This is a genomic window from Sorangium sp. So ce1153 (assembly GCF_051521595.1).
Lineage (GTDB): Bacteria > Myxococcota_A > Polyangia > Polyangiales > Polyangiaceae > Sorangium.
The window spans coordinates 12,929,571-12,953,306 of record NZ_CP150361.1 but is presented as its reverse complement, the minus strand read 5'-3'; the positions used below and the strand labels follow the sequence as shown (position 1 = coordinate 12,953,306).

21 protein-coding genes are annotated in these 23,736 nt (G+C 72.6%); 11 read left to right on the top strand and 10 right to left on the bottom strand.

What is annotated here, in order from left to right; translation table 11 throughout:
• Positions 1 to 7 precede the first annotated feature (7 nt).
• A complete protein-coding gene (hutU, locus tag WME85_RS47155; RefSeq protein WP_437831244.1) occupies positions 8 to 1,687 on the bottom strand; it encodes a urocanate hydratase in 1,680 nt (559 codons plus the stop codon).
• A 190-nt stretch (positions 1,688 to 1,877) separates the two neighbouring features.
• Between hutU and WME85_RS47150 the strand changes: the two genes are divergently transcribed.
• On the top strand, positions 1,878 to 2,234 hold the full coding sequence (locus tag WME85_RS47150) for a hypothetical protein (protein ID WP_437831243.1): 357 nt from the start codon (positions 1,878 to 1,880) through the stop codon (positions 2,232 to 2,234).
• Between the two features lie 80 nt (positions 2,235 to 2,314).
• On the opposite strand, the gene WME85_RS47145 is transcribed toward WME85_RS47150, so the two are convergent.
• The 4 genes from WME85_RS47145 to WME85_RS47130 form a co-directional block, all read right to left on the bottom strand.
• On the bottom strand, positions 2,315 to 4,393 hold the full coding sequence (locus WME85_RS47145; RefSeq protein WP_437831241.1) for a protein kinase domain-containing protein: 2,079 nt from the start codon (positions 4,391 to 4,393) through the stop codon (positions 2,315 to 2,317).
• A 4-nt stretch (positions 4,394 to 4,397) separates the two neighbouring features.
• Positions 4,398 to 5,381: a hypothetical protein gene (locus tag WME85_RS47140; protein WP_437831239.1), complete on the bottom strand. Its 984-nt coding sequence runs from the start codon at positions 5,379 to 5,381 to the stop codon at positions 4,398 to 4,400.
• Positions 5,382 to 5,493: 112 nt separating this feature from the next.
• The gene (locus WME85_RS47135; RefSeq protein WP_437831237.1) at positions 5,494 to 6,288 is read right to left on the bottom strand and encodes a hypothetical protein; all 795 of its coding nucleotides are present in this window, start codon (positions 6,286 to 6,288) and stop codon (positions 5,494 to 5,496) included.
• Between the two features lie 84 nt (positions 6,289 to 6,372).
• Positions 6,373 to 6,678 (bottom strand): YfhL family 4Fe-4S dicluster ferredoxin, encoded by a 306-nt coding sequence (locus WME85_RS47130; protein WP_061610113.1) that lies wholly within the window; start codon positions 6,676 to 6,678, stop codon positions 6,373 to 6,375.
• Positions 6,679 to 6,841: 163 nt separating this feature from the next.
• On the opposite strand from WME85_RS47130, the gene WME85_RS47125 reads away from it, so the two are divergent.
• The 6 genes from WME85_RS47125 to lpdA all read left to right on the top strand — a co-directional run bounded on the left by WME85_RS47125 (position 6,842) and on the right by lpdA (position 12,704).
• Positions 6,842 to 7,612: a hypothetical protein gene (locus tag WME85_RS47125; protein ID WP_437831235.1), complete on the top strand. Its 771-nt coding sequence runs from the start codon at positions 6,842 to 6,844 to the stop codon at positions 7,610 to 7,612.
• Between the two features lie 53 nt (positions 7,613 to 7,665).
• Positions 7,666 to 8,715: a HEAT repeat domain-containing protein gene (locus tag WME85_RS47120; protein WP_437831232.1), complete on the top strand. Its 1,050-nt coding sequence runs from the start codon at positions 7,666 to 7,668 to the stop codon at positions 8,713 to 8,715.
• A gap of 130 nt (positions 8,716 to 8,845) precedes the next feature.
• Positions 8,846 to 9,460 carry a DUF4149 domain-containing protein gene (locus WME85_RS47115; RefSeq protein WP_437831230.1) on the top strand — a complete coding sequence of 205 codons (615 nt, stop codon included), beginning with the start codon at positions 8,846 to 8,848 and terminating at the stop codon, positions 9,458 to 9,460.
• 37 nt (positions 9,461 to 9,497) lie between these two features.
• Complete coding sequence (locus WME85_RS47110) at positions 9,498 to 9,773, top strand: hypothetical protein (protein ID WP_437305594.1); 276 nt, start codon at positions 9,498 to 9,500, stop codon at positions 9,771 to 9,773.
• 166 nt (positions 9,774 to 9,939) lie between these two features.
• Positions 9,940 to 11,133: a thiamine pyrophosphate-dependent dehydrogenase E1 component subunit alpha gene (locus WME85_RS47105; RefSeq protein ID WP_437831228.1), complete on the top strand. Its 1,194-nt coding sequence runs from the start codon at positions 9,940 to 9,942 to the stop codon at positions 11,131 to 11,133.
• Between the two features lie 164 nt (positions 11,134 to 11,297).
• Entirely contained in the window at positions 11,298 to 12,704 is a 1,407-nt protein-coding gene (gene lpdA / locus WME85_RS47100) for a dihydrolipoyl dehydrogenase (protein WP_437831226.1), read from the top strand.
• Positions 12,705 to 13,001: 297 nt separating this feature from the next.
• Here lpdA and WME85_RS47095 read toward each other — a convergent pair whose 3' ends face one another.
• The 3 genes from WME85_RS47095 to WME85_RS47085 form a co-directional block, all read right to left on the bottom strand.
• Positions 13,002 to 14,165 carry a bifunctional methionine sulfoxide reductase B/A protein gene (locus tag WME85_RS47095; protein ID WP_437831223.1) on the bottom strand — a complete coding sequence of 388 codons (1,164 nt, stop codon included), beginning with the start codon at positions 14,163 to 14,165 and terminating at the stop codon, positions 13,002 to 13,004.
• 122 nt (positions 14,166 to 14,287) lie between these two features.
• Positions 14,288 to 15,292 (bottom strand): hypothetical protein, encoded by a 1,005-nt coding sequence (locus tag WME85_RS47090; RefSeq protein WP_437831221.1) that lies wholly within the window; start codon positions 15,290 to 15,292, stop codon positions 14,288 to 14,290.
• 31 nt (positions 15,293 to 15,323) lie between these two features.
• Positions 15,324 to 15,467 (bottom strand): hypothetical protein, encoded by a 144-nt coding sequence (locus WME85_RS47085; protein WP_437831219.1) that lies wholly within the window; start codon positions 15,465 to 15,467, stop codon positions 15,324 to 15,326.
• On the opposite strand from WME85_RS47085, the gene gloB reads away from it, so the two are divergent.
• From gloB to WME85_RS47070, 3 genes are all read left to right on the top strand, one after another.
• Positions 15,457 to 16,212 carry a hydroxyacylglutathione hydrolase gene (gloB, locus tag WME85_RS47080; protein ID WP_437831217.1) on the top strand — a complete coding sequence of 252 codons (756 nt, stop codon included), beginning with the start codon at positions 15,457 to 15,459 and terminating at the stop codon, positions 16,210 to 16,212. The two genes, WME85_RS47085 and gloB, sit on opposite strands and share 11 nt — an antisense overlap.
• Positions 16,213 to 16,278: 66 nt before the next feature.
• Entirely contained in the window at positions 16,279 to 18,045 is a 1,767-nt protein-coding gene (locus WME85_RS47075) for a 1-acyl-sn-glycerol-3-phosphate acyltransferase (protein ID WP_437831215.1), read from the top strand.
• Complete coding sequence (locus tag WME85_RS47070) at positions 18,042 to 18,974, top strand: NAD(P)-binding domain-containing protein (RefSeq protein ID WP_437305587.1); 933 nt, start codon at positions 18,042 to 18,044, stop codon at positions 18,972 to 18,974. Before WME85_RS47075 ends, WME85_RS47070 begins: the two co-directional genes overlap by 4 nt.
• Before the next feature lie 257 nt (positions 18,975 to 19,231).
• On the opposite strand, the gene WME85_RS47065 is transcribed toward WME85_RS47070, so the two are convergent.
• A complete protein-coding gene (locus tag WME85_RS47065; RefSeq protein WP_437831212.1) occupies positions 19,232 to 20,269 on the bottom strand; it encodes a M28 family peptidase in 1,038 nt (345 codons plus the stop codon).
• A 195-nt stretch (positions 20,270 to 20,464) separates the two neighbouring features.
• The gene (locus WME85_RS47060) at positions 20,465 to 21,583 is read right to left on the bottom strand and encodes a formylglycine-generating enzyme family protein (RefSeq protein WP_437831210.1); all 1,119 of its coding nucleotides are present in this window, start codon (positions 21,581 to 21,583) and stop codon (positions 20,465 to 20,467) included.
• A gap of 541 nt (positions 21,584 to 22,124) precedes the next feature.
• On the opposite strand from WME85_RS47060, the gene WME85_RS47055 reads away from it, so the two are divergent.
• Entirely contained in the window at positions 22,125 to 23,735 is a 1,611-nt protein-coding gene (locus tag WME85_RS47055) for an SBBP repeat-containing protein (RefSeq protein WP_437831208.1), read from the top strand.
• Position 23,736: the final 1 nt, after the last annotated feature.

Here is a 23,736-nt window from a genome sequence, read left to right as displayed (position 1 = left end):
CGCGGCCTCAGGGACGAGGCGCCCGGTGCGGCACCCGGACGCCCTTCTCGTCGGCGACCTGGATCGCCGTCTCGTACCCCGCGTCGGCGTGCCGGATGATCCCCATCCCCGGATCGATGGTGAGCACCCGCTCGAGCCGGCGACGCGCGGCCTCGGTGCCGTCGGCGACGATCACCATCCCGGCGTGCAGCGAGTTGCCGATCCCGACGCCGCCGCCGTGGTGGAAGCTGACCCACGACGCGCCGCCGGCGGTGTTCGCGAGCGCGTTGAGGATCGCCCAGTCGGCGATCGCGTCCGAGCCGTCCTTCATCGCCTCCGTCTCCCGGAACGGCGACGCGACCGAGCCGCAGTCGAGGTGGTCGCGCCCGATCACGAGCGGCGCCTTCACCCGGCCGGTGCGCACGAGCTCGTTGAAGGCGAGCCCGACCTTCGCGCGATCGCCGTAGCCGAGCCAGCAGATCCGCGAAGGGAGCCCCTGGAACGCGATCTTCTGCTCCGCGAGCTCGATCCAGCGCCGGAGGTCGGGGTCGCCCGGGACCGCCTCGAGCACCGCGCGATCGGTGGCGAGGATGTCCTCGGGATCGCCCGAGAGCGCGACCCACCGGAACGGGCCCTTGCCCTGGCAGAACAGCTCGCGCACGTACGCCGGCACGAAGCCGGGGATCGCGAAGGCGTCCTGGCAGCCCGCCTCCATCGCGCAGGTGCGGATGTTGTTGCCGTAGTCGAAGACCTCGGCCCCGCGCCGTTGCATCTCGAGCATCGCCTCGACCTCGAGCCGCATCCCCGCCTTCGCGCGCGCGACGTACTCTCCGGGGTCGCGGGCGCGGAGCTCCGCCGCCTGCTCCAGCGTGAGCCCCGGCGGGACGTAGCCGACGAGCGGATCGTGCGCCGCGGTCTGCTCGGTGACGAGGTCCGGCGTGACGCCGCGGCGGACGAGCTCCGGGTAGACGTCGGCGGCGTTGCCGCAGAGGGCGATCGAGCGCGGCGCCCCGCGCTGGACGCTCTCGAGGACCGCGTCGAGCGCGCGATCGATGTCGTCGATGCGCTCGTCGACGTAGCGGGTGCGGAGCCGCTTCTCGATGCGCGCCGGGTCGATCTCGACGCCGAGGCAGGCCATGCCCGCCATGGTGGCGGCGAGCGGCTGCGCGCCGCCCATGCCGCCGAGGCCCGCGGTGAGCACCCAGCGCCCGCCGCCCGGGGCGCGCGCCGCGTGCGCCTTCCGCGCGGCGACGAACGTCTCGTAGGTGCCCTGCACGATGCCCTGCGAGCCGATGTAGATCCACGAGCCCGCGGTCATCTGCCCGTACATCGTGAGGCCGAGCGCCTCGAGCCGCCGGAACTCGTCCCACGTCGCCCACCGGCCCACGAGGTTCGAGTTCGCGAGGAGCACGCGGGGAGCGTCCGGGTGCGTGCGGAAGCGGCCCACGGCCTTGCCCGACTGCACGAGGAGCGTCTCGTCGTCCTCGAGCTCCCGGAGCTCGCGGACGATCACGTCGAACGCCGCCCACGAGCGCGCGGCCTTCCCGGTGCCGCCGTAGACCACGAGGTCATCGGGCCGCTCCGCGACCTCCGGATCCAGGTTGTTGTGGATCATCCGGAGCGCGGCCTCCTGGATCCACCCCTTGCAGCTCCGCTCGCTCCCGCGCGGCGCGCGCACCGCCCGGGCCCCCTGCTCTCCGGTCGCCATGCTGTCGTGTACCCTAGCCGGTCCAGATCGACCAGAAGGCGCCGCGCGCGCGCCGCCTCGTACGACCCGCCGCCGCCCGCGTGGCGTAAGCCTGCTCGGCGAGCCCGGCCGCTCTCCGGGGCAGCCGGCTTCGTCCGAACCGGAGTATGCTCGCCCCGGGCGCGCGCTGCGTCCGTCTCCGGGAGAGTCCATGATCTCGAGCATCCGTTCGGCCCTCGTGCGTTGCCCGGTCCACGCCCTGTCGCTCGCAGCCCTTTCGCTCGCCGTCGCGACCGCGGGGTGCGGCAAGGTCGGGTGCTTCGAATGGACCGAGATCGAGGGCGCATGCCCCTCGCAAGAGGAAGCGCTCGACTACTTCGGCAGCGACAACTGCCAGGGCGAGGTCGACTCGGTCGACAGCGAGCCCGAGTACGACGGCGACTACTGCTGTTACGACATCACCAAGCGGGACGATTACTACGCCTGCTCCTCGTTCGACGGACGCGCCTCGCCCCCGCCGGGGCAGCCCGCCCCGCCGCCGCAGCCGGCGCCGTCTCCGCCGAACTGAGCCGGAGCTGCGGCCACCCCTCGCCGCGCGCTCGCCGGGTCGCGCCCGACCGAGCGCTGCGGCCGTCCCCTTCGTCTCCCCTACAGCTCGTCCAGCGCGTTCCTGTCGAGCTCCTGGAGCGCCGCGCGGTCCCGCGCCGCCATGGCTTCCACGTCGCCCACGTCGCCGCGCGCCTCGCGCGGGTAGGCCAGGACGACCTCGCCGTCGTGCAGGTAAAGGTGCTGGCCGTCGATGCACCCGTGCGCGCCCCCCGCGGCGTGGAGCGCCGCGATGGCCTCGCCGAGGCGCGCGCGCTGGCCCCTGGTCAGGGCGCGCCCCTCGTCGGCGAGCGCGCGGCCCTGGGGCGGCGCGATCCAGACCTCGCCGGCGGCGAGATCGACCCGCAGGACCGACGGCAGGGCCGCGTGGCCGGCGCGCGCGAACGCCCGGGCGCGGGCGAGCGTCGCGTCGTCGAGCTGCAGCACGAGGACGTCGCGATCGAGCCAGGCGTCGCGCCAGCGGCCCTCCGCGTCCCGGCCGTCGCCGACCTCCAGGGTCGCCGCGAGCCGCGCCGTCGTCGAGGGCGGCGCGTCGCTCGCGCGCGGCCGGGTGCTCGCGCGCGACCGCTGCGGCCGCGCGCGCTCCGACCAGGAGAGCGAGGTGATCGCGCGCCGCGCCTCGAACGCGTCGCCTGGCCGCGCGGCGGGGTCCTCGGCGAGCAGCGCCGCCACGGCCGCGTCGTGGGCCGCCGTGAGGTCCGGATGGACATCGCTCGGCGCCGGGTCGAGCTGCCCGCGCACGGCGGGGGCGGGCGGCTCTCCCGTGAGCAGCTCGGCGAGCACCGCGCCGACGCCGTACAGGTCGCTCGCCAGCGTCGCCGGCCGGCCCATCCGCTGCTCCGGCGACATGTACGCGAACGTGCCGATCGCGCCGGCCGTGGCCGTCGTCGAGAGGTCGCCGAGGTGCGCCGCGCCGAAGTCCGCGAGGTGCGCCGTCCCGACCTCGTCGAAGAGCACGTTGCTCGGCTTCACGTCGCGGTGGAGGATGCCGAGCCGGTGCGCCTCGCCGAGCGCGGAGAGCAGCGCGCACGCGATCTCGACGGCGCGCGCGGGCGCGACCGGCTCCCCCCGCAGCCGCTCGATCAGCGACCCGCCGGCCATCCACGCGAGCACCATCGCGGGCCCGTCCGGGTGGTATGCGCGGAGCGCGACGACGTTCGGGTGCCGGAGCTGCGCGAGCGCGCGCGCCTCGCGCTCGAACCGGAGGAGCGCGTCGCGGCCCGCCCCGAACGCCGCGCCCGCGAAGATCTTCACCGCGACGCGCTCCGCCGTGATCCGGTCGCGCGCCTCGACCACGCGCGCGTGCGGCGTGGCCGTGACCTCGCGCAGGGTCTCGTAGCGCCCGAACAGGACCGGCCCCGCCGGGGGCGGCCCCGCCGCGGGCCCGCCGGCGGGGAAGGCCCGCGGCGAGGGCGCCTCCTGGCCTCCCGGGTCGATCAGGGCGAGCTCGTCGCGCACGGTCCGCGCGGCGTCCTCGAGCCCGAGCTCGCTCAGGCAGCGGCAGAGCAGCGGCAGCGCGCGGGCGCGCTCCGCGGCGGAGGGCGGCAGCTGCTGGAGCGCGCGCACCGCCGCCTCCGCGCGGCCGTGGCGCGCGAGGAGCTCGCCGAGGGCGAGCCACGACGCCGCGTCGTCCGGGCGGCGGCGGAGCGCGGCCTCGAGCACCCGCGCGCCGTCGGCGGGGCGGCCGGCGAGCTCGAAGCTCTCGGCGGCGCGGCGCGCGTCGTGGGCCGCGGTGAACGCCTCCGCGGCCGCGGCGTGCGCGCCGAGCGACGCGAACAGCGCGCCGGCGTGGCGGGAGAACCCGCGCGCCGCGAGGTCGGCGGCGACGCGCAGCGCGGCGTCGCGGGACGCCGTGGTGGCGAGCAGGTCGAGCGCCTCGCGCGCGAGCGCGTCGTCGCCGCCGAGCGCGGCCATCAGCGCCGCGCGGGCCGGGTCCTCGGCCGCCAGCGCCTCCCTGGACGCGCCGACGAAGTCGCAGGCCCGCTCGAGCAGCTCCGAGGCGCCCGCGTGATCGCCCGCCGCGACGAGGAGCGCGGCGCCGCGGGCGCGCTGCCCGATCGCGGCGAGCTCGGCCGCGCGCCGTCGCAGGTCCTGGTACGCCACCCCGACGTCGGCCGTCAAACCGTCAGCGCGCGGCGATGCGCGCGCTGCCGATCACGGAGAGGTCGAACCGCACCTCGCCGAGGTCGACCCCCGACGCGCTGAACGGCACCTGCCGCGTCCGGTGCACGGCCAGCGTGGCGTTCGCCGGCAGCGGCCCGAGCGTCGAGGGGTCCAGCAGGGAGCCCGGGATCACGCCTCTCCCCGTGTCCTTGAAGGCGCACCGCACGGCCGTGCCGCGCGCGGAGGTCACGTCGACGTAGATGACGTCCCGCGCCCGGTCGGCCTCGCCGCCCTCGTCGGCGCGCCACTGCACGACGGCGCCGACCCCGGCGTCGAGCGCGACGCCGTCGGCCAGCGCGGCGTCGCCGACCCGCACCTCCTCGGGGCCCGCGGGGGCGTCGGCCGCGAAGGCGAACCGGTCGAGCAGCCCCGAGCCCGAGCTCTCGAAGACGTACCGCGCCGGCGCCGGCAGATCGCTCGTGGCGTCGCGCGACGTGTAGAACACGCCGAAGACCAGGTCGCCGACATCCGGGAATGCGCGCGCGGCGAGCGGCATTTCCGTGCTTTCGGTCTTCATGGTCACGTCGCCCGCATCGAGGAGCTCGATCGATCCCAGGGAGCTCAGGCTGGTCGCCGTCTCGTCGTCGGCGGGCGAGAGGACCATGCAGCTGCCGGCAGAAGGGAGATCGAACGACGAGCCGACGACCCGCTCGGCGAGCTCGGGATCGGTCGCGGAGGAGAGCCGCATGAACTTCGCCGACACGTTGGTGACCGAGCCCGCCCCCTCGACGTCGGCGCTCGGCAGCGCCGCCTCGTCGAGCTCGATGGGGGAGGTGGTCCAGGCGGCGTCCCGGCTCAGGTTGATCGCGCGCTCGACGCGCACGAGCCCCTGGGTGACCACCCCGTTGACGTCGACCGCGTCGCCGGCGACAGGCGCCGAGCAGCCGACGAGGGCCGCACCGGCGAGGACGAGGCATGAGGTGGAGAGGGCGCCATAGGGACGCATAGATCCGAGTCTAAGGCGGGTCCTCCGGGCGGGCAAGCGCCTGCGCTGACCACAGAAATCGCAAGAAAATCCGCTTCTTACAGTCACGGTTGCGGCTTAGATTCCGGCCACGTCAAAAGGTGACCGTGACACCGCCACCCGGGGCGACGGTCCCCTGGTCGAGCGCGACCGGGGCGCCGGCGATCTCGCCGTCGGCGTGGTGGTAGGTCGCTGTGGCCTCCACGGCGACGTGTACGTGCCGGAAGCCGCCGCGCACGCCCAGCACGAAGCCGACCTGGAGGTGCTGGCCCGACGCGTCGACGAGCGGGCTCCGGGTCGTCGCCGTCCCGGGCGCGGGCAGCCGCACCTCGCCGCCGAGGAGCTCGAACCCGAGCCGCGGGCCGAACCAGACGGCGTAGAGATCCGCGTCCGACCGGAAGCCGAGCAGGACAGGAACATCGATCCCGGCGCCGTGGACGTCGCTCCCCTCCGCGGCCGCGCCTGGCCCGCCCGAGAAGAGCGCCGAGGCGCCGAGCCCGATCGACAGGGCGGCCTCGCCCAGCGGGAACGCATGGCGCCCGTCGAGCCGGATCGCCCGCCCCGTGTACGTCAGCCCGGCCTCGTTCTCGCCCTCGATCCCGACGCGGGCGCTGGCCCAGGGCGCCACGCCCGGCGCCACCGCGATCTCGGAGAGCTTCAGCCGGGCGGTGCTCTCCGGCGCGGCCGGGCCGCCGGCGTCAGGCGACGCGAGCGCAGGCGACCCGGCGACGACCATCTCGCCGGAGAGACCTGCGCCGACGCTCACGAAGCCCGGGCGGAGGACGTGGGCCGGGTGGAGCAACGGGCCGCCGCCGTGGCAGCCCGCGCACACGCTGGCGAGGAGCAACGCGAACGAGCGCCGGATCACGGTGTGACCCGGGCGCCGCATCGAACCGACGGAGCCGGCGGAGACATGGAGAGCGCGAGCGCGAGCGCGGCCGAGCGGCGACGCGAGGTGGTTCGAGAGGGGGCGCTACTTGCGGAAGCGCGAGGGGTAATCGTTGGCGGCGGCCCGCTTCTGCAGATCGGCATCGTCCGGGTGCAGCTTGATGGCGCGCGCGATGAGTGCCTCCTCGGTCTCCACGATTTGCGGGTTGGGCAGGCAGCACTCGACCGGGCACACGGCCTGGCAAGCTTCGTGGTCATAGAAGCCGACGCACTCCGTGCAGAGCTCCGGATCGATCACGTAGATCTCATCGCCCTCGCTGATGGCTTCGTTCGGGCATTCCGGCTCGCAGGCGCCGCAGTTGATGCAGTCTTCGGTGATGTAAGTCGCCATGACCTTCGCTTCATTCTCCGGGGTCCAACCCCGGTCCGCTCGTTTGTAGAGGCCTGACCGCAGGGTGTCAATTCGGGCGGAAGCGGGCGCCGGTTCCGCGCGCCAGGGCCGCGCGTAAGCTTGCGCGCGGGCGCCCCTACCGGTACTAAGCGGCCCTCCCTCGATGCTCCGCTTCACCAGGCCCGCCCTACTGCTCGTCGTTCTCGGCGCCTCCTCGCTGCTCGCCGGGTGCGGCCCGCAGATCGGCGATGAGTGCACCACGTCGCTCGAATGCGTGCAGCAAGAGCAGGAGCTCTTCTGCGACACGACGCAGCCGGGCGGCTACTGCACCGTCTTCAACTGCGAGCCGGACAGCTGCTCCGGGAGCAGCGTCTGCGTCGCGTTCAACCCGGTGATGGATCAGGCGTGCGGCCCGCTCGCGAACGCCCGCTGGCCGCGCTTCGAGCGGACGTTCTGCATGGCCACGTGCGACGACGACGAGGACTGCCGCAGCGGCTACGCGTGCGTGGCGCTGCGCGGCATCCAGGGCGCCGCGGAGATCGCGCCGGGCGAGCGCAGCGCCGTGATCGTCGATTTCGAGCCGGAGGGCTCGAGGGCATGCCTGCCGGAGCCTTCCTCTCCGTCGAGCGCGGCCGGTGAGCCGCCGGGCGACGTCGAGAGCGAGCCCGGGATCTGCGGGGCCGCTCCAGAGCAGCCCGAGTGGACCCCGTACACGCCGGGCTCTGGAGGCGCAGGTGGGGCCGGTGGCTCGGACGGCACCGGCGGCGCAGGTGGGGCCGGCGGCTCGGACGGCGCCGGCGGCGCAGGTGGGGCCGGCGGCTCGGATGGCGCCGGCGGCTCGGATGGCGCCGGCGGCGCTGGAGGCGCTGGCGGTTCGGGCGGCGCCGGCGCTGGAGGCGCTGACGGCTCGGACGGCGGCGCGGGCGGAGGCTGAGCGCCGCTCCGGTCGATCCGGCTTCGCGCGTCGACCGTGCTAGCGTGGGCCGCGTGTTCGGACCGGCCCCCGCGAAGAGGACGCTCGAAGCTGCGCTGCGCGACGTCGGTTCGACGAAGCCCGCCATGCGCGTGGAGGCGGTGACCGACCTCGTGCCGTATGCAGCGACGGCGCGGGAGCAGGTCCTCCGCGCCATCGAGGGCGCGCTGCGCGCCGATGAGCACGCGGCGGTCCGCGCGGCAGCGGCCATCGCCCTGGCCGACACGAAGGCGGTCGAGGCGCTGCCCGCGCTGCTCCTCGCCGTCGAGGACGTCGACCCCCACGTCCGGCAGATGGCGATCACGGCGCTCGGTGAGATCGGCGACGGGCGAGCCACGGGCCGGCTCCGGCGCGCCCTCTCGGACGAGCGGCCCGAGGTCCGCTTCCAGGCGGTGATCGCGTTCCCCCGCGTCTGCGCGCAGCCGGCCGACGCGATCGAGGCCGTCACGCAGGCCACGCACGACGACGACCCGCTCGTCTGCCACATCGCCCTGCGGATGTTCGAGGAGCTCGGGGAGTCCGCCGGCGAGCTGCCTCCTTCAGGCATGGCGCGAGCGCGCGCGCTCCTCGGCCACGCGTCGCCGCTCGTCCGGGCGGCGGCGGCGGTCATCACCGCGCGCTTCGGCGATCCGGTCGGCCACGCGGCGCTCGTCGAGATCGTGGAGGGCAAGCTCCGCGGGGTCGACAACGAGGACGAGGCCGCGGCCATCGAGCTGTGCGGCGAGCTCGGCCTGCACGCTGCCCGGAGCGCGCTGGAGCGGCGCGCCTTCGGCCTCAAGATCGGCTTCGGCCGCGATCCGCTGCGCTGGCACGCGCGCGTCGCGCTCGCGCGGATGGGGCACGAGCGCGCGGTCCGCGAGATCCTCGGCGAGCTCGGCGCGTGGGACCGCCACCGCCGCACGCTCGCCGTCGCGGCCGCCGGCCGCGCCCGCCTCCAGGCCGCCCGCGCGGCGATCGCGGCGATGCGCGGCGACGAGCGGAAGGCCGACCAGGGGGCCGTCGAGGAGGCGCTCGCCGCCATCGCCGCCGCCGCCGAGGACGCGCCGGCGACGCCTGGCGGCTGAGCCGCCGGGCGCCGCGCCTCACCGCGATCGCCGCGCGGGGCATGCGGCGCGGGCGAGGGTGGCGTAGAGGTACGGAGCCGGCCGCGCGGCAGGTCGCTGGGACGCCGCGCCGCCCCGCCGAGGTGGATGCATGAACGATGAAGCCCAATTCAGCGAGACCGACCTCGCTCCGAGCCCCGAGGAGCGCGCCGCGTCGCGCCGCGCTCTCATCGATCGGGCGGCCGCGAGCGTGGCCGCGCTCGCGGCCGGCGCCTGGGCCGGCGGCATGGTGGCGCTCGGGGCCTGCGCCGCGCCGTTCGTCTTCCGGCTCGCCCCGGCCCCTTTCTCCGGCGACGCGATGAGCGCGGCCTTCGGCCGCTTCGATCAGCTCGCGCTCGGCGCCGCGGTGATCCTGCTCGGCGCGGAGGTGGCGCGCACCTGGGCGGCCGGACGCCAGGGCGCGAGCCGCGCGGCCCGCGTGCGCCGGGTCGTCGCCATGGTGATGGCCGGCTGCGCCGCCTACGTCGGCCTGGCGGTCACGCCCCGCATCGCGGCGCTCCACCGCGAGGGCGCCCGGCGCGGCGAGGGGGAGATCGGCATGGAGCTCGAGCGCCTCCATCGCCGCGCCGAGCTCGTGGGCAGGTCCGAGGTGTTCCTCGGCGCGAGCCTGGTCGTGCTGCACGTCTTCACGCTCGGCGCGCGCCGCCCCGAGCAGGACGACGAGGATGAAGACGCGGCCGCGCCGCTGCCGCCCGGCCCGCGCTGAGGGCGCCGCGCGCCATTGATCGACAGGGAGAGACCAGATGCCGCGCGACAACAAGCTGTATAGCGGCTTCGTCAACCACGATTACATCCTCACCTTCTCGATCGCCGACGAGGAGAGCCGGGCTCGCCTCGTCGCGCTCTGCGCCGGACCGTGGCAGGGCGACGAGGTCACGCCGGGCACCTGGGAAGTGTCCAACACGCTGAGCCCGGACCAGATGGAGCGCGCCATCCTCGAGCTCATGGGCGACGCAGATCGCGCCGCGTATTACTACCTCTCCGACAGCAAGCGGATGTTCCGGGTCCTCCTCGGCTGAGCGCGGGGCGCGCGGGATGTGAGCCGCTTCGCTCCGGCAGGCGACCGGGGCGGAGCGCTCGTCTCGGCAGGCCGAAGGCTCCCCGGCGGGCTGAAGGCTGCTGAAGGCTCCCCGGCGGGCTGAAGGCGCCACGATCGCCGCCATTTCGCGGTATGGTCGTCCGGTCATGAGCGAGCTGGAAGCCACGCCGCCCGGCGCCTCGACGAGGCCCGCTGCCGACGCCCCTCCACCGCCCGCGCCGCCGTCCCGAGCGGGGGAGGGGGACGACGAAGGCCTGCTCAGCGTCCTGCGCGACGACGGATCGCTCGACCCCGCGACCGACCCCGGCCTGCCCGAGGCGCTGCTGCTGCGGGCGTACCGTGAGATCAAGCGCCTCAGGCTGCTCGACGCGCGCATGCTCCTGCTCCAGCGGCAGGGGCGGGTCGGCTTCTACGGCGCGTGCACCGGCCAGGAGGCGACGCCGATCGCCACGGCGCTCGCGCTCGAGCCCACCGACTGGATCTTCCCCGCGCTGCGCGAGAGCGTGACGATGCTCGTGCGCGGCTTCCCGCTCCGCACCTACGTGGCCCAGGTGTTCGGCAACTCGGGCGACCTCCTCAAGGGGCGCCAGATGCCGTCTCACATGAGCGGGCGGCTCGTGAACCAGGTGTCCTGGTCGAGCTGCATCGGCCCGCAGATCCCGCAGGCGGTCGGCGCCGCGTGGGCCGCGAAGCTGCGGCGCGACAGCACGGTGGTCGTGGGGTTCATGGGCGACGGCGCGACGAGCGAGCCCGACTTCCACAGCGCGATGAACTTCGCGGCCGTCTTCAGGGCGCCGTGCGTGATGATCTGCCAGAACAACCACTGGGCGATCAGCGTGCCGACGGACCGACAGACGGCCTCCCGGACGATCGCCATCAAGGGGCGGGCCTACGGCGTCCCTTCCGCGCGGGTCGACGGCAACGACGTCCTCGCCGTGTACCGCGCCGTCTCCGAGGCGGTCGCGCGGGCCCGGGCCGGGGGCGGCCCGAGCTTCATCGAGGCGCTCACCTACCGCGTGGGCGCCCACTCCTCGAGCGACGATCCCAGCCGCTACAGGTCGCAGGAGGAGGTCGATCGCTGGACGAAGCGCGACCCGCTGCTGCGCCTCGGGCGGCACCTCGCCGCGCGCGGGCTCATGGACGACGCCGCGGAGGCCGCCCTGGAGGCGGAGCTCAACGCCGAGATCGCCGCCGCCGTCGCGGAGGTCGAGGCGATGGACCCGCCCGCCCGTGAGACGCTGTTCGACGACGTCTACGCCGAGCTGCCCTGGCACCTGCGCGACCAGCGCGCAGAGCTCCTGCGCTCCCCGAAAGCGCCCGCGCACGGCGGCGGACGCTGACCACGCGAGGGATTTCCCCTCGCGGCGAGGTCGTGTAAGCCCGCCAAACCCCAAGGCGTACGGCTCGCGGTCGCGGGCGCGGCCTCAGGGCTGGTCAGCGAGGGGCTTGCCTGACGGACCCCGGCGCCCCTATCCCAGTCTCCGAAGCGCACAAAAGGACAAGGATGAAGACCTACGACGCAATCGTGATCGGAGCCGGCCCCGGCGGTTACCCCTGCGCCATCCGGCTGGCTCAGCTCAAGCAGAAGACGCTCTGCATCGAGAAGGAGCAGCCCGGCGGCGTCTGCCTCAACTGGGGGTGTATCCCCTCCAAGGCGCTGATCTCCGCCGCCCACCTCTACGAGAAGTCGCAGGCCGGCGCCTCGATGGGGATCAAGGTCAGCGGCGTCGAGCTCGACGCCAACGCGATGCAGGACTGGAAGGAAGGCATCGTCAAGAAGCTCACCGGCGGCGTCAGGTCGCTGCTCAAGGGCAACGGCGCCGATCTGCTCACCGGAACGGCGACGATCGTCGGGCCGAAGCGCGTGGACGTGACGCTGCCGGACGGCTCGGTGGAGCAGATCGAGGCGACCAAGGGGATCGTCATCGCGACCGGCTCGACCACCATCGAGATCCCGACGTTCAAGTTCGACGGCGACGCGATCATCGGCGCGAAGGAGGCGGTGAGCCTGCGCCGCATCCCGAAGCGGCTGCTCGTCATCGGCGGCGGCGTCATCGGCCTCGAGCTCGGCATGGTCTACCAGGCGTTCGGCTCGCAGCTCACCGTGGTCGAGGCGCTCCCGGACCTGCTCACGGGCGTCGACCCCGACTGCACCAAGATCGTCGAGCGCAAGATCCAGAAGCGCGGCGGCACGATCTACAAGGGCGCCAAGGCGCTCGGGTACGAGAAGCAGAAGGACGGCTCGGTCGGCGTGAAGATCCAGATCGACGGCAAGGAGCAGACGATCGTCGTCGACACGGTGCTGGTCGCCGTCGGCATGCGGCCGAGCTCGAAGGGGCTCGGCCTCGAGAAGGTCGGCGTCACGGTCGACCAGCGCGGGTTCGTCCCCACGGACAAGCTGGGCCGCACCAACGTGCCGTCGATCTACGCCGTGGGCGACGTGAGCGGCCCGCCCCTGCTCGCGCACAAGGCGACGAAGGAGGGCGAGATCGTCGCCGAGGTCATCGCGGGCCACAAGGCCGAGAAGGACTGGGTCGCGATCCCGGGCGCGATCTTCACCGATCCGGAGATCGCCACGGTGGGGCTCACCGAGGCGGAGGCGAAGGCGAAGGGCCTCGAGGTCAGCGTCGGCAAGTTCCCGTTCGCGGCGCTCGGCAAGGCGATGGCCCTGAACGAGACCGAGGGCTTCGTGAAGATCGTCGCCGACAAGAAGACGAAGCAGGTGCTCGGCGTCCACATCGTCGGGCCGGAGGCGAGCACGATGATCAGCGAGGCGTCGCTCTCGCTCGAGATGGCCGCCTTCCTCGAGGACCTCTCGCTCACGATCCACCCCCACCCGACCCTCGGCGAGTCGCTGATGGAAGCCGCCGCCCACGCGATGGGCGCGGCGATCCACATCGCGAACCGCTGAGCGCCTCGCTCGAGACGGCGGCCCGCGCCCCGCGCGGGCGTGGCCGCCTACCTTTTCCGAGCCGGTGCGCTGCTCCTCTGAAGCACCCGCCCGGCTCGGAAAGGCATGAAATTAAGACCACAGAGGCACAGAGGGCACAGAGGAAGAGAAAGAGACAGATTTTTATCTTCTCTCTTCCTCTGTGCCCTCTGTGCCTCTGTGGTTCAAACTCTCTTTCTCTCTGCGATGCTGTGCTTCAGCCCGTAGAGTCCGCCGTTCCGTCGGAGAAGAGAGAGAGCCGCCGGCGATGCCGCTGCGTCAGTCGCGCATGAAGTGGCACGTATAGCCGCCCGGGTACTTCTCCAGGTACTTCTGGTGGTACTCCTCGGCGCGCGTGAACGGCCCGGCCTCCACGATCTCTGTCACGAGCGGGTCGCGCCACTTGCCGCTCAGGTTCACGCGCACCTTCACCTCCTGGGCGATGCGGCGCTGCTCGGGCGTCGTGACGAAGATGGCCGAGCGGTACTGCGTGCCGACGTCGTTGCCCTGGCGGTTGCGCGTCGTCGGGTCGTGCATGCGGAAGAACCACTTCTCGAGCAGCTCGGCATAGGACAGCTTCGCCGGATCGAAGACGATGCGCACCGCCTCCGCGTGCCCGGTCGACCCCGTCTTCACGTGCTCATAGCTCGGGTCCTTCATCCGGCCGCCCGTGTAGCCGACCTCCGTCTCGAGGACGCCGGGGATCCCCCGGAGGAGCTCCTCCATCCCCCAGAAGCAACCGCCCGCGAGGATGGCCGTCTCCAGCGTCGTCTTGCAGCCGGGGGCCTCGCCCGAGGCCGGGACGGCGCAGGCGTTCGCGCCGGCCTGCTCGGCCTGCGCCTGCGGCGCGCCGCCCTTGCCCTCGAACAGGGCCCGGTAGGCGCCGTAGCCCTCGGCCTCGAGGCGATCCACCGGGATGAACCGGAGCGACGCGGAGTTGATGCAGTAACGCAGCCCGCCCGGCGCGGGCCCATCCTCGAAGACGTGCCCGAGGTGCGAGTCGCCGGCCCGGGAGCGCACCTCGGTCCGCACCATCCCGTGGGTCCTGTCGGAGCGCGACACGACGCGCTCCGACTCGAGCGGGCGCGTGAAGCTCGGCCACCCGGTGCCCGAGTCGAACTTGTCGAGCGACGAGAAGAGCGGCTCGCCGCTCGCCACATCCACGTAGAGCCCCGCGTCGTGGTTGTTCCAGAACGCGTTGCGGAACGGCGGTTCGGTCGCGTCGTGCTGGGTCACCTCGTACGCGAGCGGCGTGAGCCGCTTGCGCAGCTCCTCATCCGACGGTTTGCGATAGCTTCTGTCCGACATCGTCACAGCCTCCTTGGACCCGACGGCCACCTGGCTCGCGCGCCCCGCCTCGCCCGCGCGCCGGCACGCGAACAGGGCGGCGCACGCGACGAGCAAGAGCGCGAAGAGAAGACGAGCAGCGCGGAACCAATTCATCCTTCACCTGGCCTGTCGAGGGTAGCGTATCCACCCCTCCTACGCCGCGCGGGGCCGCCGGTTTCGCCCGGCAGCCGCCCTTCGCGCGGCAGGCGCGGCCTTGCGCGACGCCGGCCTCGGCCCTAAAGGCTGCCGTCGTCGAGCGCGGCGTCGCCCTCGGCGGCCCGCCGCTCGAAGCAGTCGTCGGGGATCTCGCGCGCGCGCCGGACGAGTCGGCTCGCTCCGATGAACGCCGAGGTGACCGGATCGTGGTAGCCGCTCGCCCCGTGCAGGCCGGGGACCGCGCGCTGGTAGTGGCGCGCGACCCGCTCCATGAGCGCCTCGCGCACGTACTTGCCCACCATCGACGCCATCGCGACGCACAGATCCGAGGCGTCGCTGTCGCGGACGAACGCGATCTCGCCGAGGCCGGGGAAGCGGTACGCGCTGCGGGCGCGGCCCTCCTCGAGCACCGCGTGCAGCCGCCCGGCCAGCGGGCCGAAGGCGGAGCCGTACTTCCCGAAGCCGCCGACCTTGCCGCACACGGCGAAGACCTCCGCGCCGGCCAGCCCGCCGAGCTCGAGGATGAGGCGCTCCATCGCGTGGAGATCGAGCACGAACCGGTTCTTCCCGGCGCGCACCCCGTCGTTCATCCGCTTCACGCAGAGGAGCATCGAGCGCACGGCGACGATCTCGACCCCCTTCTCCGCGAGCTTGTCGAGGTCGCGGCCGATCGCGCGCAGCAGCTTGTCGGGCGCGGTGAACGCCTCGCCCTCGGTCGACCAGCACTGCTCCTCGACGTGGCCAGGGCAGAGCGCGCGCAGCGCGGCGCGGTCGTCGAGCGAGACGGCGTGGAGCAGCTCGTCGACCGACGACGCGTCGCTGGCCGCCCCCGCACGCCCGCAGCCGCGCGCGACGAGCGCGCGGGCCCACGCCTCGCCGAGCGAGACGTCCCCGTGCGCGACGAGCTGCTTCGAGTCGCCGAGCCGCTGGGCGAGGGCGCCGCGGGGCGCGCGGGCGGCGGTCTGCCAGCCGGCCTCCGTGACGCGCGAGAGGACCGCGGTCACCACCATCGGGCCGAGCCGCGGGCCCAGGCCGTTCTCATCGACGCCGATGCGGTAACGAATGGAGGGCTCGGCCGACGCCATGCCCGCCCCTTGCCACATGGCGCCGCCCGCGTCACGGCGCCTGGCGACCCGCCAGCGTCATCTCGAGGCCCGCTTCGATCGAAGTCGACATGCGCACCCCATTGCGGTTCCCGTCCCGAGTTTTTCTCCGGATCGCCGCGAACGGCGCGATATAGTTCCCGGCGATGCGCATCATCCCCGTGCCCTGCCTCAGCGACAACTACGCCTACCTCGTGGCCGCGGACGGGCGGCGCGAGGCGATCGTCATCGACCCGTCGGAGGCCCCTCCGGTCATCGCCGCGCTCGAGCGCGAGAAGCTCAGTCTGGTCGCCATCGTCAACACGCACCACCACCACGATCACGTCGGCGGTAACGAGGCGCTCCGCCAGCGCTACGGCGACCTCCCCGTCTACGCGCACGCGAGCGACGTCGGGCGCGTGCCGGCCCAGACGGAGCACGTCGAGGAGGGCAAGCCGTTCCGGGTCGCCGGCCTGGAGCTCCGGCCGCTCCACGTGCCCGGCCACACGCTCGGCGCCGTCTCCTATTGTGTCGAGGACGCCGTGTTCACCGGCGACACGCTCTTCATCGCCGGATGCGGCCGCATGTTCGAGGGCACGCCGGAGGGGATGCACGCCTCGCTCGCCAAGCTCGCCGCGCTCCCGGTGCACACGCGCGTGTTCTGCGGTCATGAGTACACCGTGAACAACCTTCGTTTCGCCGAGACGGTCGAGCCCGAGAACGAGGCTGTCCGCAAGAAGCTCGCGGCCGCCCGCGAGGCGCGCGAGCGCGGCGAGCCGACGGTGGGGAGCACCCTCGGCGAGGAGCTCGCGACGAACCCGTTCCTCCGCTGCGCCGAGCCGTCCGTGCAGTCCCGCTTCCCGGGGGCCACGCTGCCCGACGTGTTCGCCGCCGTACGGCGCGCGAAGGACAATTACCGCTGAGCGACCGCGACGCGCGGGGCCGTATTCCGCTCGCCCCCGCCGCCTGATTTCTATACGACTACGCCCATGGACTCCCGCGCTCCCATCTTCGGGTTCAACGACGCGCGCGACGAGATCGTGCGCACCGTGGTCGACCGGGTCATCGGCGCCACCAGGGATCCGCTGCTCGCCATGAACGAGGCGGCGTACCAGGAGGCGAAGCGGCTCGAGGGCTCCCGGAAGCCGCAGGACGTCCGCGAGCTCGGCGAGTGGCAGCGGCTCGCCCGCTCGCTCGGCCGCATGCACGACGCGGAGCGCCGCCGCCGCCTGCGGGAGCTCGCGGAGGAGTACGCCTGGGACATCGCGGGCAACTTCGACCGGCGTGTCTACCAGCTCTCCTCGCGGCTCTTGCCGCCGGTCGTGAGCGCCCTGCTCGCGCCGCGCAAGCTCGTGACCGTGGTGCGCGACCCGCGCAAGCTCATCAGCCTCGAGCTGCTCGCCGACCGGGTGCTCGTCCAGGGGCCGCTCGCGAAGATCCGGGCGCTCGTGCAGCGCGGCACCGCCGTCTACGTCCCGACCCACCTGTCGAACCTGGACTCCATCGTCTTCGGCTATGCCCTCGAGCGCGCCGGCCTGCCGCCCGCCACCTACGGCGCCGGCAAGAACCTCTTCACGAACCCGATCCTCTCGTTCTTCATGCACAACCTCGGCGCCTACCGCGTCGACCGGCGCATCAAGCACAACCTCTACAAGGACGTGCTGAAGACGTACTCGGGCGTGCTGCTCGAGCGCGGCTACCACTCGCTGTTCTTCCCCGGGGGCACGCGGTCGCGCTCGGGCGGCATCGAGCGGAAGCTCAAGCTGGGCCTGGTCGGCAGCGCGTTCGAGGCGTACACGCGCACGCTGCTCGGCGGCCGCGAGCGCCGCATCTTCTTCGTCCCCGCGACGATCAACTACCTGATCACGCTCGAGGCCGAGACGCTCATCGCCGACTTCCTCTCCGAGGCCGGCAAGGGCCGCTTCATCATCGAGGACGACGAGTCGAGCCGCATCGGCCGCATCGCCTCGTTCCTCCGCAAGCTCCTCGCGATGAACGCCTCGGTGGTCATCCGCTTCTCGGAGCCGCTGGATCCGTTCGGCAACCGCGTCGACGAGCTCGGCCGCTCGTACGACGCGCGCGGCCGCGAGGTCGACCCGGCGAGCTACGTGAAGAACCAGGATGGCGCTCCGGTCATCGACGCGGCGCGCGACGCCCAGTACGCCCGCGAGCTCGGCGACGAGATCTGCCGGGCGTACGCGCGCGACACGGTGGTGATGGCGACGCACGTCGTCGCGGCGGCGAGCTTCGCCCGGCTCCGCAGCCACGCGCCGGCCGCGGATCTCTTCACGGTGCTCCGCCAGCGCGACGTGCTCACGGTGCCGCGCGACGACCTCGCGGCCGACGTGGTGGCCCTCTGCGATCGGCTGCGCGCGCTGGAGCAGCAGGGGGTCATCGTGCTGGGCGAGGACGTCCGGCTCGGCTCGGGCGGGGACATCGTCGAGCGCGCGCTGCGCTCCTTCGCGGGCTACCACTCGCAGCCGGTGCTCGACTCGCGGCCTGACGGCATCGCGATCTGCGACACCAACCTGCTCTTTTACTACCAGAACCGCCTCGCCGCCCACGGGGTGGCCTGGGACGTGATCGCGCCGCCCGGCGTCCCTTCCGGCCTGCAGGTGCAGCCACCGCTGCCGCCGCTCGCCCCCTCGTCGCCGCCCCCGCCGGTGGTCGACGAGCAGCGGAGCGCGGCCTCGTCCCGCGGCGGCGCCGCGGGCGTGCGCGCGGGCTCGATGAACGGCGCCGGAGGTGGCCGGTGAGCGCTCGTCCGGTGCCTTCGGTCGGGGTCATCGGCGGCGGCTTCTGGGGCGTGGCGCTGGCGCTCGCGGCGAGCCGCACCGGGGCCGAGGTCCTCCTGTTCTCGCGGCGCGAGCACCCGCAGATCAACGACGGCCCGCGGATCGTGCGGGATCACGCGGAGGTCGCCCGGGCGCGGCTGCTCGTGATCGCGGTGCCATCGAACGCGGCGCGGACGGCGCTGCGGGGGCTCGGCGATCACATGGACGGCTCGCACCTCGTGATCCACGGCGTGCGTGGCCTCGAGGGGGAGGCGCTGAAGACCGTCTCGGATCTCGTGCGCGAGGAGACGCCGGCGCGCCGGGTGGGCGCGCTGGGCGGCCCGGTGCAGGCGGATGAGCTCCGGGAGGGCCGCCCCTCGGCGATGGTGTGCGGCTCGCGGTACCCCGAGGTGCACGCGGCGGTGGCCGCGGCGTTCCAGTCCGACGCGCTCCGCGTCTACACGACGCCGGACCTCCAGGGCCTGGAGTGGGCGTCGGCGCTCGTGGGCTGCCTCGCGATCGGCGTCGGCTTCGCCGAGGAGGCGGGCGCCGGGCCGGGGCTGCTCGCCGCGCTGATCTCGCGGGCGGTCGACAGCGCCGCCCGCGTCGCCGCGGCGGCGGGCGCGGAGGAGCGGACGATGCTGGGGCTCGGCGGGTACGGCGACCTCCTCGCCTCGATCCGGCTCGAGAGCCGCCCCGAGGTGCTCCTCGGCAAGGCGCTCGCGCGCGGGCGGACGCTCGACGAGGCGGTCGCGGAGGCCAGGCTGCGCGTGGAGGCGATCCCGCTGATCCCGCGCATCGTGGCGTTCGCGAGGGAGCGGAAGGTGGACGGGGGGGTGTTCGAGGCGCTCGAGACGGTCCTGCAGGGCGGGGCGCCGCGGGAGGTGCTCGACCGGATGTTCACGGCGTGAGCGGCTCGCCGTTGGGTTGAAAGCGCTCCTGGCCTGGGGAGCAGGCGAGAGCTCATGGAGCGCGCGTCGCGGGGGGTCGTACAGTGTCCATCGGACATCCGATCTGGAGCCGCCGGCAGCCCGTCAACCGCCAGGCGCCGGCGCTGGGCGACGGACATCGCCTCGGCTTCCCGGCCCGCGCTTCAGGGAGACGCGCTCGCCGACATGCCTTCTCTCTGCCTGGTAGAGGAGCCACATGCGCGGCTACAGGAAAGCGCTCACTCGCCCGCGAGCGCGAGGACGGCCTGCGCCACGCCGGTGACGACCTTCGCCGCGCGCGCGTAGTCGAGCGTCTCCGGCGTGTCCTTGTCCGTGTGGTAGCGCCGGTTGCGCAGAAAAGCCGTGTCGGTGACCATCACCGCCGGATAGCCAGCATCCCAGTAGCTCCGGTGGTCGGACCAGTCCACGCCCTGGACGAGCGCCGGAGAGCTCAGGGAATACGAGGGCAGGTCGGTCGCGCCGCGCATCGCTCCCTTGACGGTGCGGACGAGTGAAATCCCCTCCAGGTTGCCGACCACGGCCACGAAGTTTCCCTTCGTGGGATAGAGCAGCGCGAGCGGCGCCAGAGGGAAGGCCTGGCTGTCCTCCTCGTCGGTGAAATAGCCGATCATCTCCAGGCTGATCATCGCCCGGATCTTCACGCCTGCTGCTCGCAGCGCGCCCGCATGGCGGGCGCTGCCCATGTGCGCAGAGCGGAAGTACGGCGGCTCCTCCAGCGTGAACGCCACGAGCTCGACGTCGCCGCGGAGCGGCGTCTGGCCGAGCATCCGCCCCAGCTCGAGCAGCCCCGCCACGCCGCTCGCGTTGTCGTCAGCGCCGGGCAAGTCGTTCGCCGCATCGTAGTGAGCGCCGACCACGACGCGCGCCGGTGAGGCCGGACCGAACCGGGCGAGCACGTTGCGGTACGTTCGTCCCTCCACCTCGTACAGCTGCTCGGTGACGCGCCCTCCGGCGGCCTTGAGCTCATCCGCGAGGTACATGGCGGCGCGGTCCAGCTGCTCGATCTGCCGGTGGCCCCGCGGACGGAACGTCTCGACGAGCTTCCGAACGTCGCGCTCCAGCCGAGCCGGATCCGCGGAGAGCGTGGGCGCGGAGGGCGGGAGCTTCGCGACGAAGGGCTGGCTGACGCAGGCTCCGATCGCCCCGAGACCGAGGAGGAACAGCGCCGCAGCGGCCGCGAGACGCCGGCCGTAGCGGGGACGAAGCCCTGCCATGGCGCGCGCCTCGTCCATGGTCATCTCCGCGTCTGTGGTCATCGAGAGGGCAGACATCCAGGAGATGTGCCCTGTTCCTGTCGTGGTGCGACGAACGAAAGGCGACGCGCGAGGGGGCGCGAACCTCCTCGGCGGAGGCCCGGGGCCCACGCCGGGGACGGTGCCAGCGAGGGCGAGCGCGCCGACCTCGCGCTCCGCCTGCGCGCGGTGAAAGGCGTGTCGCTGCCGGCCACGCCGTCAGCCGCCGTCTCGCTTGTTCGCGCTGGTCGCGGCCGGCGCGGCGGGCAGGTCGGCGGTGTCGCAGCAGCGGAAGCCCGTGGAGTAGTCGTGATAGGTCGGCTCGTGAGCGATCGTGGTGAAGTAGCAGCCCGGGCCGAGCTCGCTTGTCGTGCTGAAGAAGCCGCCCATGAACACGCCGTTGCCCTCGTGCCACGGCTGGTCGCGGCGCTCGACGCCCTCGGTGCGCATGCGCTGCACGAGATCGTGATCGACCATGTCGCTGACCCACTCGTGCAGGTTCCCGACCATGTCCTGAACGCCGAGCTCGCTGGCGCAGCCGGCGTGGTCGCCGCTCCTCGCCAGGAAGCCGGGTTTCTGGTTGAGGTCAGGGCTGTTGAAGTGCCGTTCGTAGCTCCACCCGCCGGGCGGGTGTTCGCCGAAGAGCTCTCGCAGCAGGTGGGCCTTGCCGGTGTTGCACCGCCCGCGCTCGCCGCGGGGGCCGTAGGGGTAGCGGTCGACTCCGTTGCCGCGGCAGGCGCGCTGCCACTCTTGCCGCGTGCAGAGGCGCTTGCCGGCGGCGACGCACGCGGCCTTGGCCTCGACGCGGCTGATGTACGCCTGCGGAAAGACGCCGGCCTCGCTGCGGGCGAGGTAGCGGACCCCCGGCTCGGGCCGCTTGAAGTGCGGGTAGACGGCGAGCGTGCCGCCGGCGTCGGTGACCAGGTGCGCCTCGTAGCGGTCGATGCAGAAGCCGCCGACGAGGACCATATCGGCGGGGCAGGGCCCGAGCGCCAGCGCGAGCCCGAGCGGCTTCGGGGGAAAGACGGCGGGTCCGGCGCTGGCGGAGCCGAGCGGCTGTGCTTCGGCGGGGGCAGCGTTCCCGGCCGTGACGGGCGGGGGCTCGGCGGCGGCGCCGGCCAGGATGGCTGCCCCGGCGTGCGCGCTGCCGGCCGGCGCGGGCGCGGCGGGGGCCGAGCCTTTGGAGGGGGCCAGGCCTGCGGCGGTCGTCGTCTCGGCGCGGGACGCCACCTGGGCCTCGCCGGAGGCCTCTGTTTTTTTCGCCGGGCTCAGGCCGCCGTCGTTCGGGCCGGAGCACGCCGCGAGCCATACAAGGGCAGCGAGGAGGCCGGGATCCACGGGCTTTGACGGGCGGCGCCGGGGGGGCGGGGATCTCTTCGACAACAGGCGAGCCCGGAGGCGATCGCGGGGCGGCGCGGACGGCACGAGGCGGAGTGTACACGCGCCCGGCGCGCTGCTGGGCGCCATCGGGGCGCGCTCTTCCGCATCGCATCCCGGCGCCGCCGCGCTTCTCCTCGGTTCACGCCGAGGTAAGTGGGATCACGCCGAGAGATACAGCGCATCGTCGCGCGGGTGATTCGCCAGCTGCCATGACGCCGCGAGCCGCTGGATCTCCTGCCGGCGGGGGCGCGCCCTCCAGAAGGAGCGGCTGCAGGCGCTGCGACGCATCGCGGAGCGGCTGCTCGAGCGGGAGACGGTCGAGAGGGCCGATCGGGAGGCGATCGTGCGAGCGCAGGGCGGCCCGGGGGGATGGAGCGTCGGCGCGGCGCGGCTGCTGGACGAGGCGAGGGCGGCCTCGCCGTGGCGATGCGTCGACGCGACAGCCCGGGTTGGTGCGCTCTGGCTGACGACCTGCGCTCCTCGCTCTACGATGGCGCGCATGCTGATGCGCACATCGCTCCGGAGCCTCGCTGGCCTCGGCATCATGGTGGTTTCCGGCTGCGGTCTGGTGCTCGGCCTGGACGAGTTCGATGACGCCGCGCCCGCTGGTGGCACGACGGCGGCGGGGACAGGCGGGGGTCCCACGTGCGAGCCCGAGAGCGAGGCCAAGTGCTACTCCGGCCCTTCCGGGACGAGGGACGTCGGGATCTGCAAGGCCGGGACGCAGGTCTGCAAGCAGGATGGCTCCGGGTACGATGCGTGCTCGGGCGAGGTGACGCCGGAGGCAGAGACGTGCGCGAGCACGGAGGACGAGGACTGCGACGGGAAGGACTGCGTCGCGTGGGCGAGGCTCATCGGGGGGGCCGAGGAAGAGACGGCAACTGATGTCGCCGTAGATTCGATGGGTAACGTCTATGTCGCAGGCTCGTTCAAGGGGGCGATTTCTTTGGGGGAAGATGTGCTCATCGCTTCCGGGGAGAGTGACGCCTTCCTGGTTAAGTTCTCTTCTTCTGGAGAGTACGTTTGGAGCCGGCAGCTCGGCGGCATACACGACGAGTCGGCGTACTCGCTCTCGGTTGGTCCTGGCGGGAACCCTGTTGTCGCTACGATTGAGGTCGATTTTGACCCGACTTTGATCAACCTGGTGCTGCAGCAGTACAATTCGGACGGAGAATTGTCTTGGCGAAGAGCGCTTGGTGGTGGTTTGTGTGGCATCGTGCCGACTAATGTTAGATCGATCGCATTTGCTCCGGACGGAGATATTGTGGTCGCCGGCGACTATTGTGGTGATGTACAGTTCGACGACGCTCACGTCATATCCAACGCGACGGATTCGTCAGATGTATTTGTTGCGAAGATCCGAACTTCGGATGGGTCGATTGATGAAGTCGATGGGTGGGTCAGTGCTTTTGGCGGCGATGGTGCTCAGTACGCGATCGATGTCGCTGCTGATGCTGCCGGTAACGTGATCGTTGTCGGTGACTTTTACGGGGGATTGCACCTTGATGATGTTTCGTTCATGTCATCCGGTGGTTCCGATGTTTTTCTTTCCAAGTTGACGAATCGCGGTCTTGTGAGCTGGGTGAGAGCCCTCGGTGGGGCCCAAAATGATTCAGCGCGCTCTGTGGCCGTCGATCGGCTAGGCGGGCCTGTGGTCATGGCCACCTTCCAGGGTGCCTTTGACCTCGGGGGCGGGGAGGTGGTTGCGAGTCGTCTCGCGCCGACGATTTTCAAGTATACGACCTCGAACACGTATCGATGGCATAGGGTGTTCGATGTTGATGGTGTAGGCGTAGGGAATCTGTCGGTTGAGCCGCAGGGGGACCTGTTGGTCGTAGGGAGGCTGACCGAGGATGCGGAGCTCGACGGTGAGATGCTCCACCCGAGCTCAACGGGTGACTTGTTGCTGATGAAGATGAGCGGCGAGGCGAAGCTGCTTTGGGCCAGAGCTTTTGGCGAGGCAGGGAATTATAGTATCAGCTCGATCGCGCGTCGCGACTCCCGGGATCTGCTGGTGATTGGGCGTGCGACGGGGAACGTGAATCTGGGTGACGGCCCTCTGACTCCGGAAGGAGAGAGCGATATATTTGTGGCGAAATTTCAGCCGTGAG

Coding starts and splice junctions, on each gene's coding strand:
- WME85_RS47075 (WP_437831215.1), top strand. CDS start 16,279: ATGGACTCCCGCGCTCCCATCTTCGGGTTCAACGACGCGCGCGACGAG.
- WME85_RS47085 (WP_437831219.1), bottom strand. CDS start 15,467: ATGATGCGCATCGCCGGGAACTATATCGCGCCGTTCGCGGCGATCCGG.
- WME85_RS47055 (WP_437831208.1), top strand. CDS start 22,125: ATGCTGATGCGCACATCGCTCCGGAGCCTCGCTGGCCTCGGCATCATG.
- lpdA (WP_437831226.1), top strand. CDS start 11,298: ATGAAGACCTACGACGCAATCGTGATCGGAGCCGGCCCCGGCGGTTAC.
- WME85_RS47065 (WP_437831212.1), bottom strand. CDS start 20,269: ATGACCACAGACGCGGAGATGACCATGGACGAGGCGCGCGCCATGGCA.
- WME85_RS47105 (WP_437831228.1), top strand. CDS start 9,940: ATGAGCGAGCTGGAAGCCACGCCGCCCGGCGCCTCGACGAGGCCCGCT.
- WME85_RS47135 (WP_437831237.1), bottom strand. CDS start 6,288: ATGCGGCGCCCGGGTCACACCGTGATCCGGCGCTCGTTCGCGTTGCTC.
- WME85_RS47115 (WP_437831230.1), top strand. CDS start 8,846: ATGAACGATGAAGCCCAATTCAGCGAGACCGACCTCGCTCCGAGCCCC.
- WME85_RS47095 (WP_437831223.1), bottom strand. CDS start 14,165: ATGAATTGGTTCCGCGCTGCTCGTCTTCTCTTCGCGCTCTTGCTCGTC.
- WME85_RS47140 (WP_437831239.1), bottom strand. CDS start 5,381: ATGCGTCCCTATGGCGCCCTCTCCACCTCATGCCTCGTCCTCGCCGGT.
- WME85_RS47150 (WP_437831243.1), top strand. CDS start 1,878: ATGATCTCGAGCATCCGTTCGGCCCTCGTGCGTTGCCCGGTCCACGCC.
- gloB (WP_437831217.1), top strand. CDS start 15,457: ATGCGCATCATCCCCGTGCCCTGCCTCAGCGACAACTACGCCTACCTC.
- WME85_RS47110 (WP_437305594.1), top strand. CDS start 9,498: ATGCCGCGCGACAACAAGCTGTATAGCGGCTTCGTCAACCACGATTAC.
- WME85_RS47090 (WP_437831221.1), bottom strand. CDS start 15,292: ATGGCGTCGGCCGAGCCCTCCATTCGTTACCGCATCGGCGTCGATGAG.
- hutU (WP_437831244.1), bottom strand. CDS start 1,687: ATGGCGACCGGAGAGCAGGGGGCCCGGGCGGTGCGCGCGCCGCGCGGG.
- WME85_RS47125 (WP_437831235.1), top strand. CDS start 6,842: ATGCTCCGCTTCACCAGGCCCGCCCTACTGCTCGTCGTTCTCGGCGCC.
- WME85_RS47130 (WP_061610113.1), bottom strand. CDS start 6,678: ATGGCGACTTACATCACCGAAGACTGCATCAACTGCGGCGCCTGCGAG.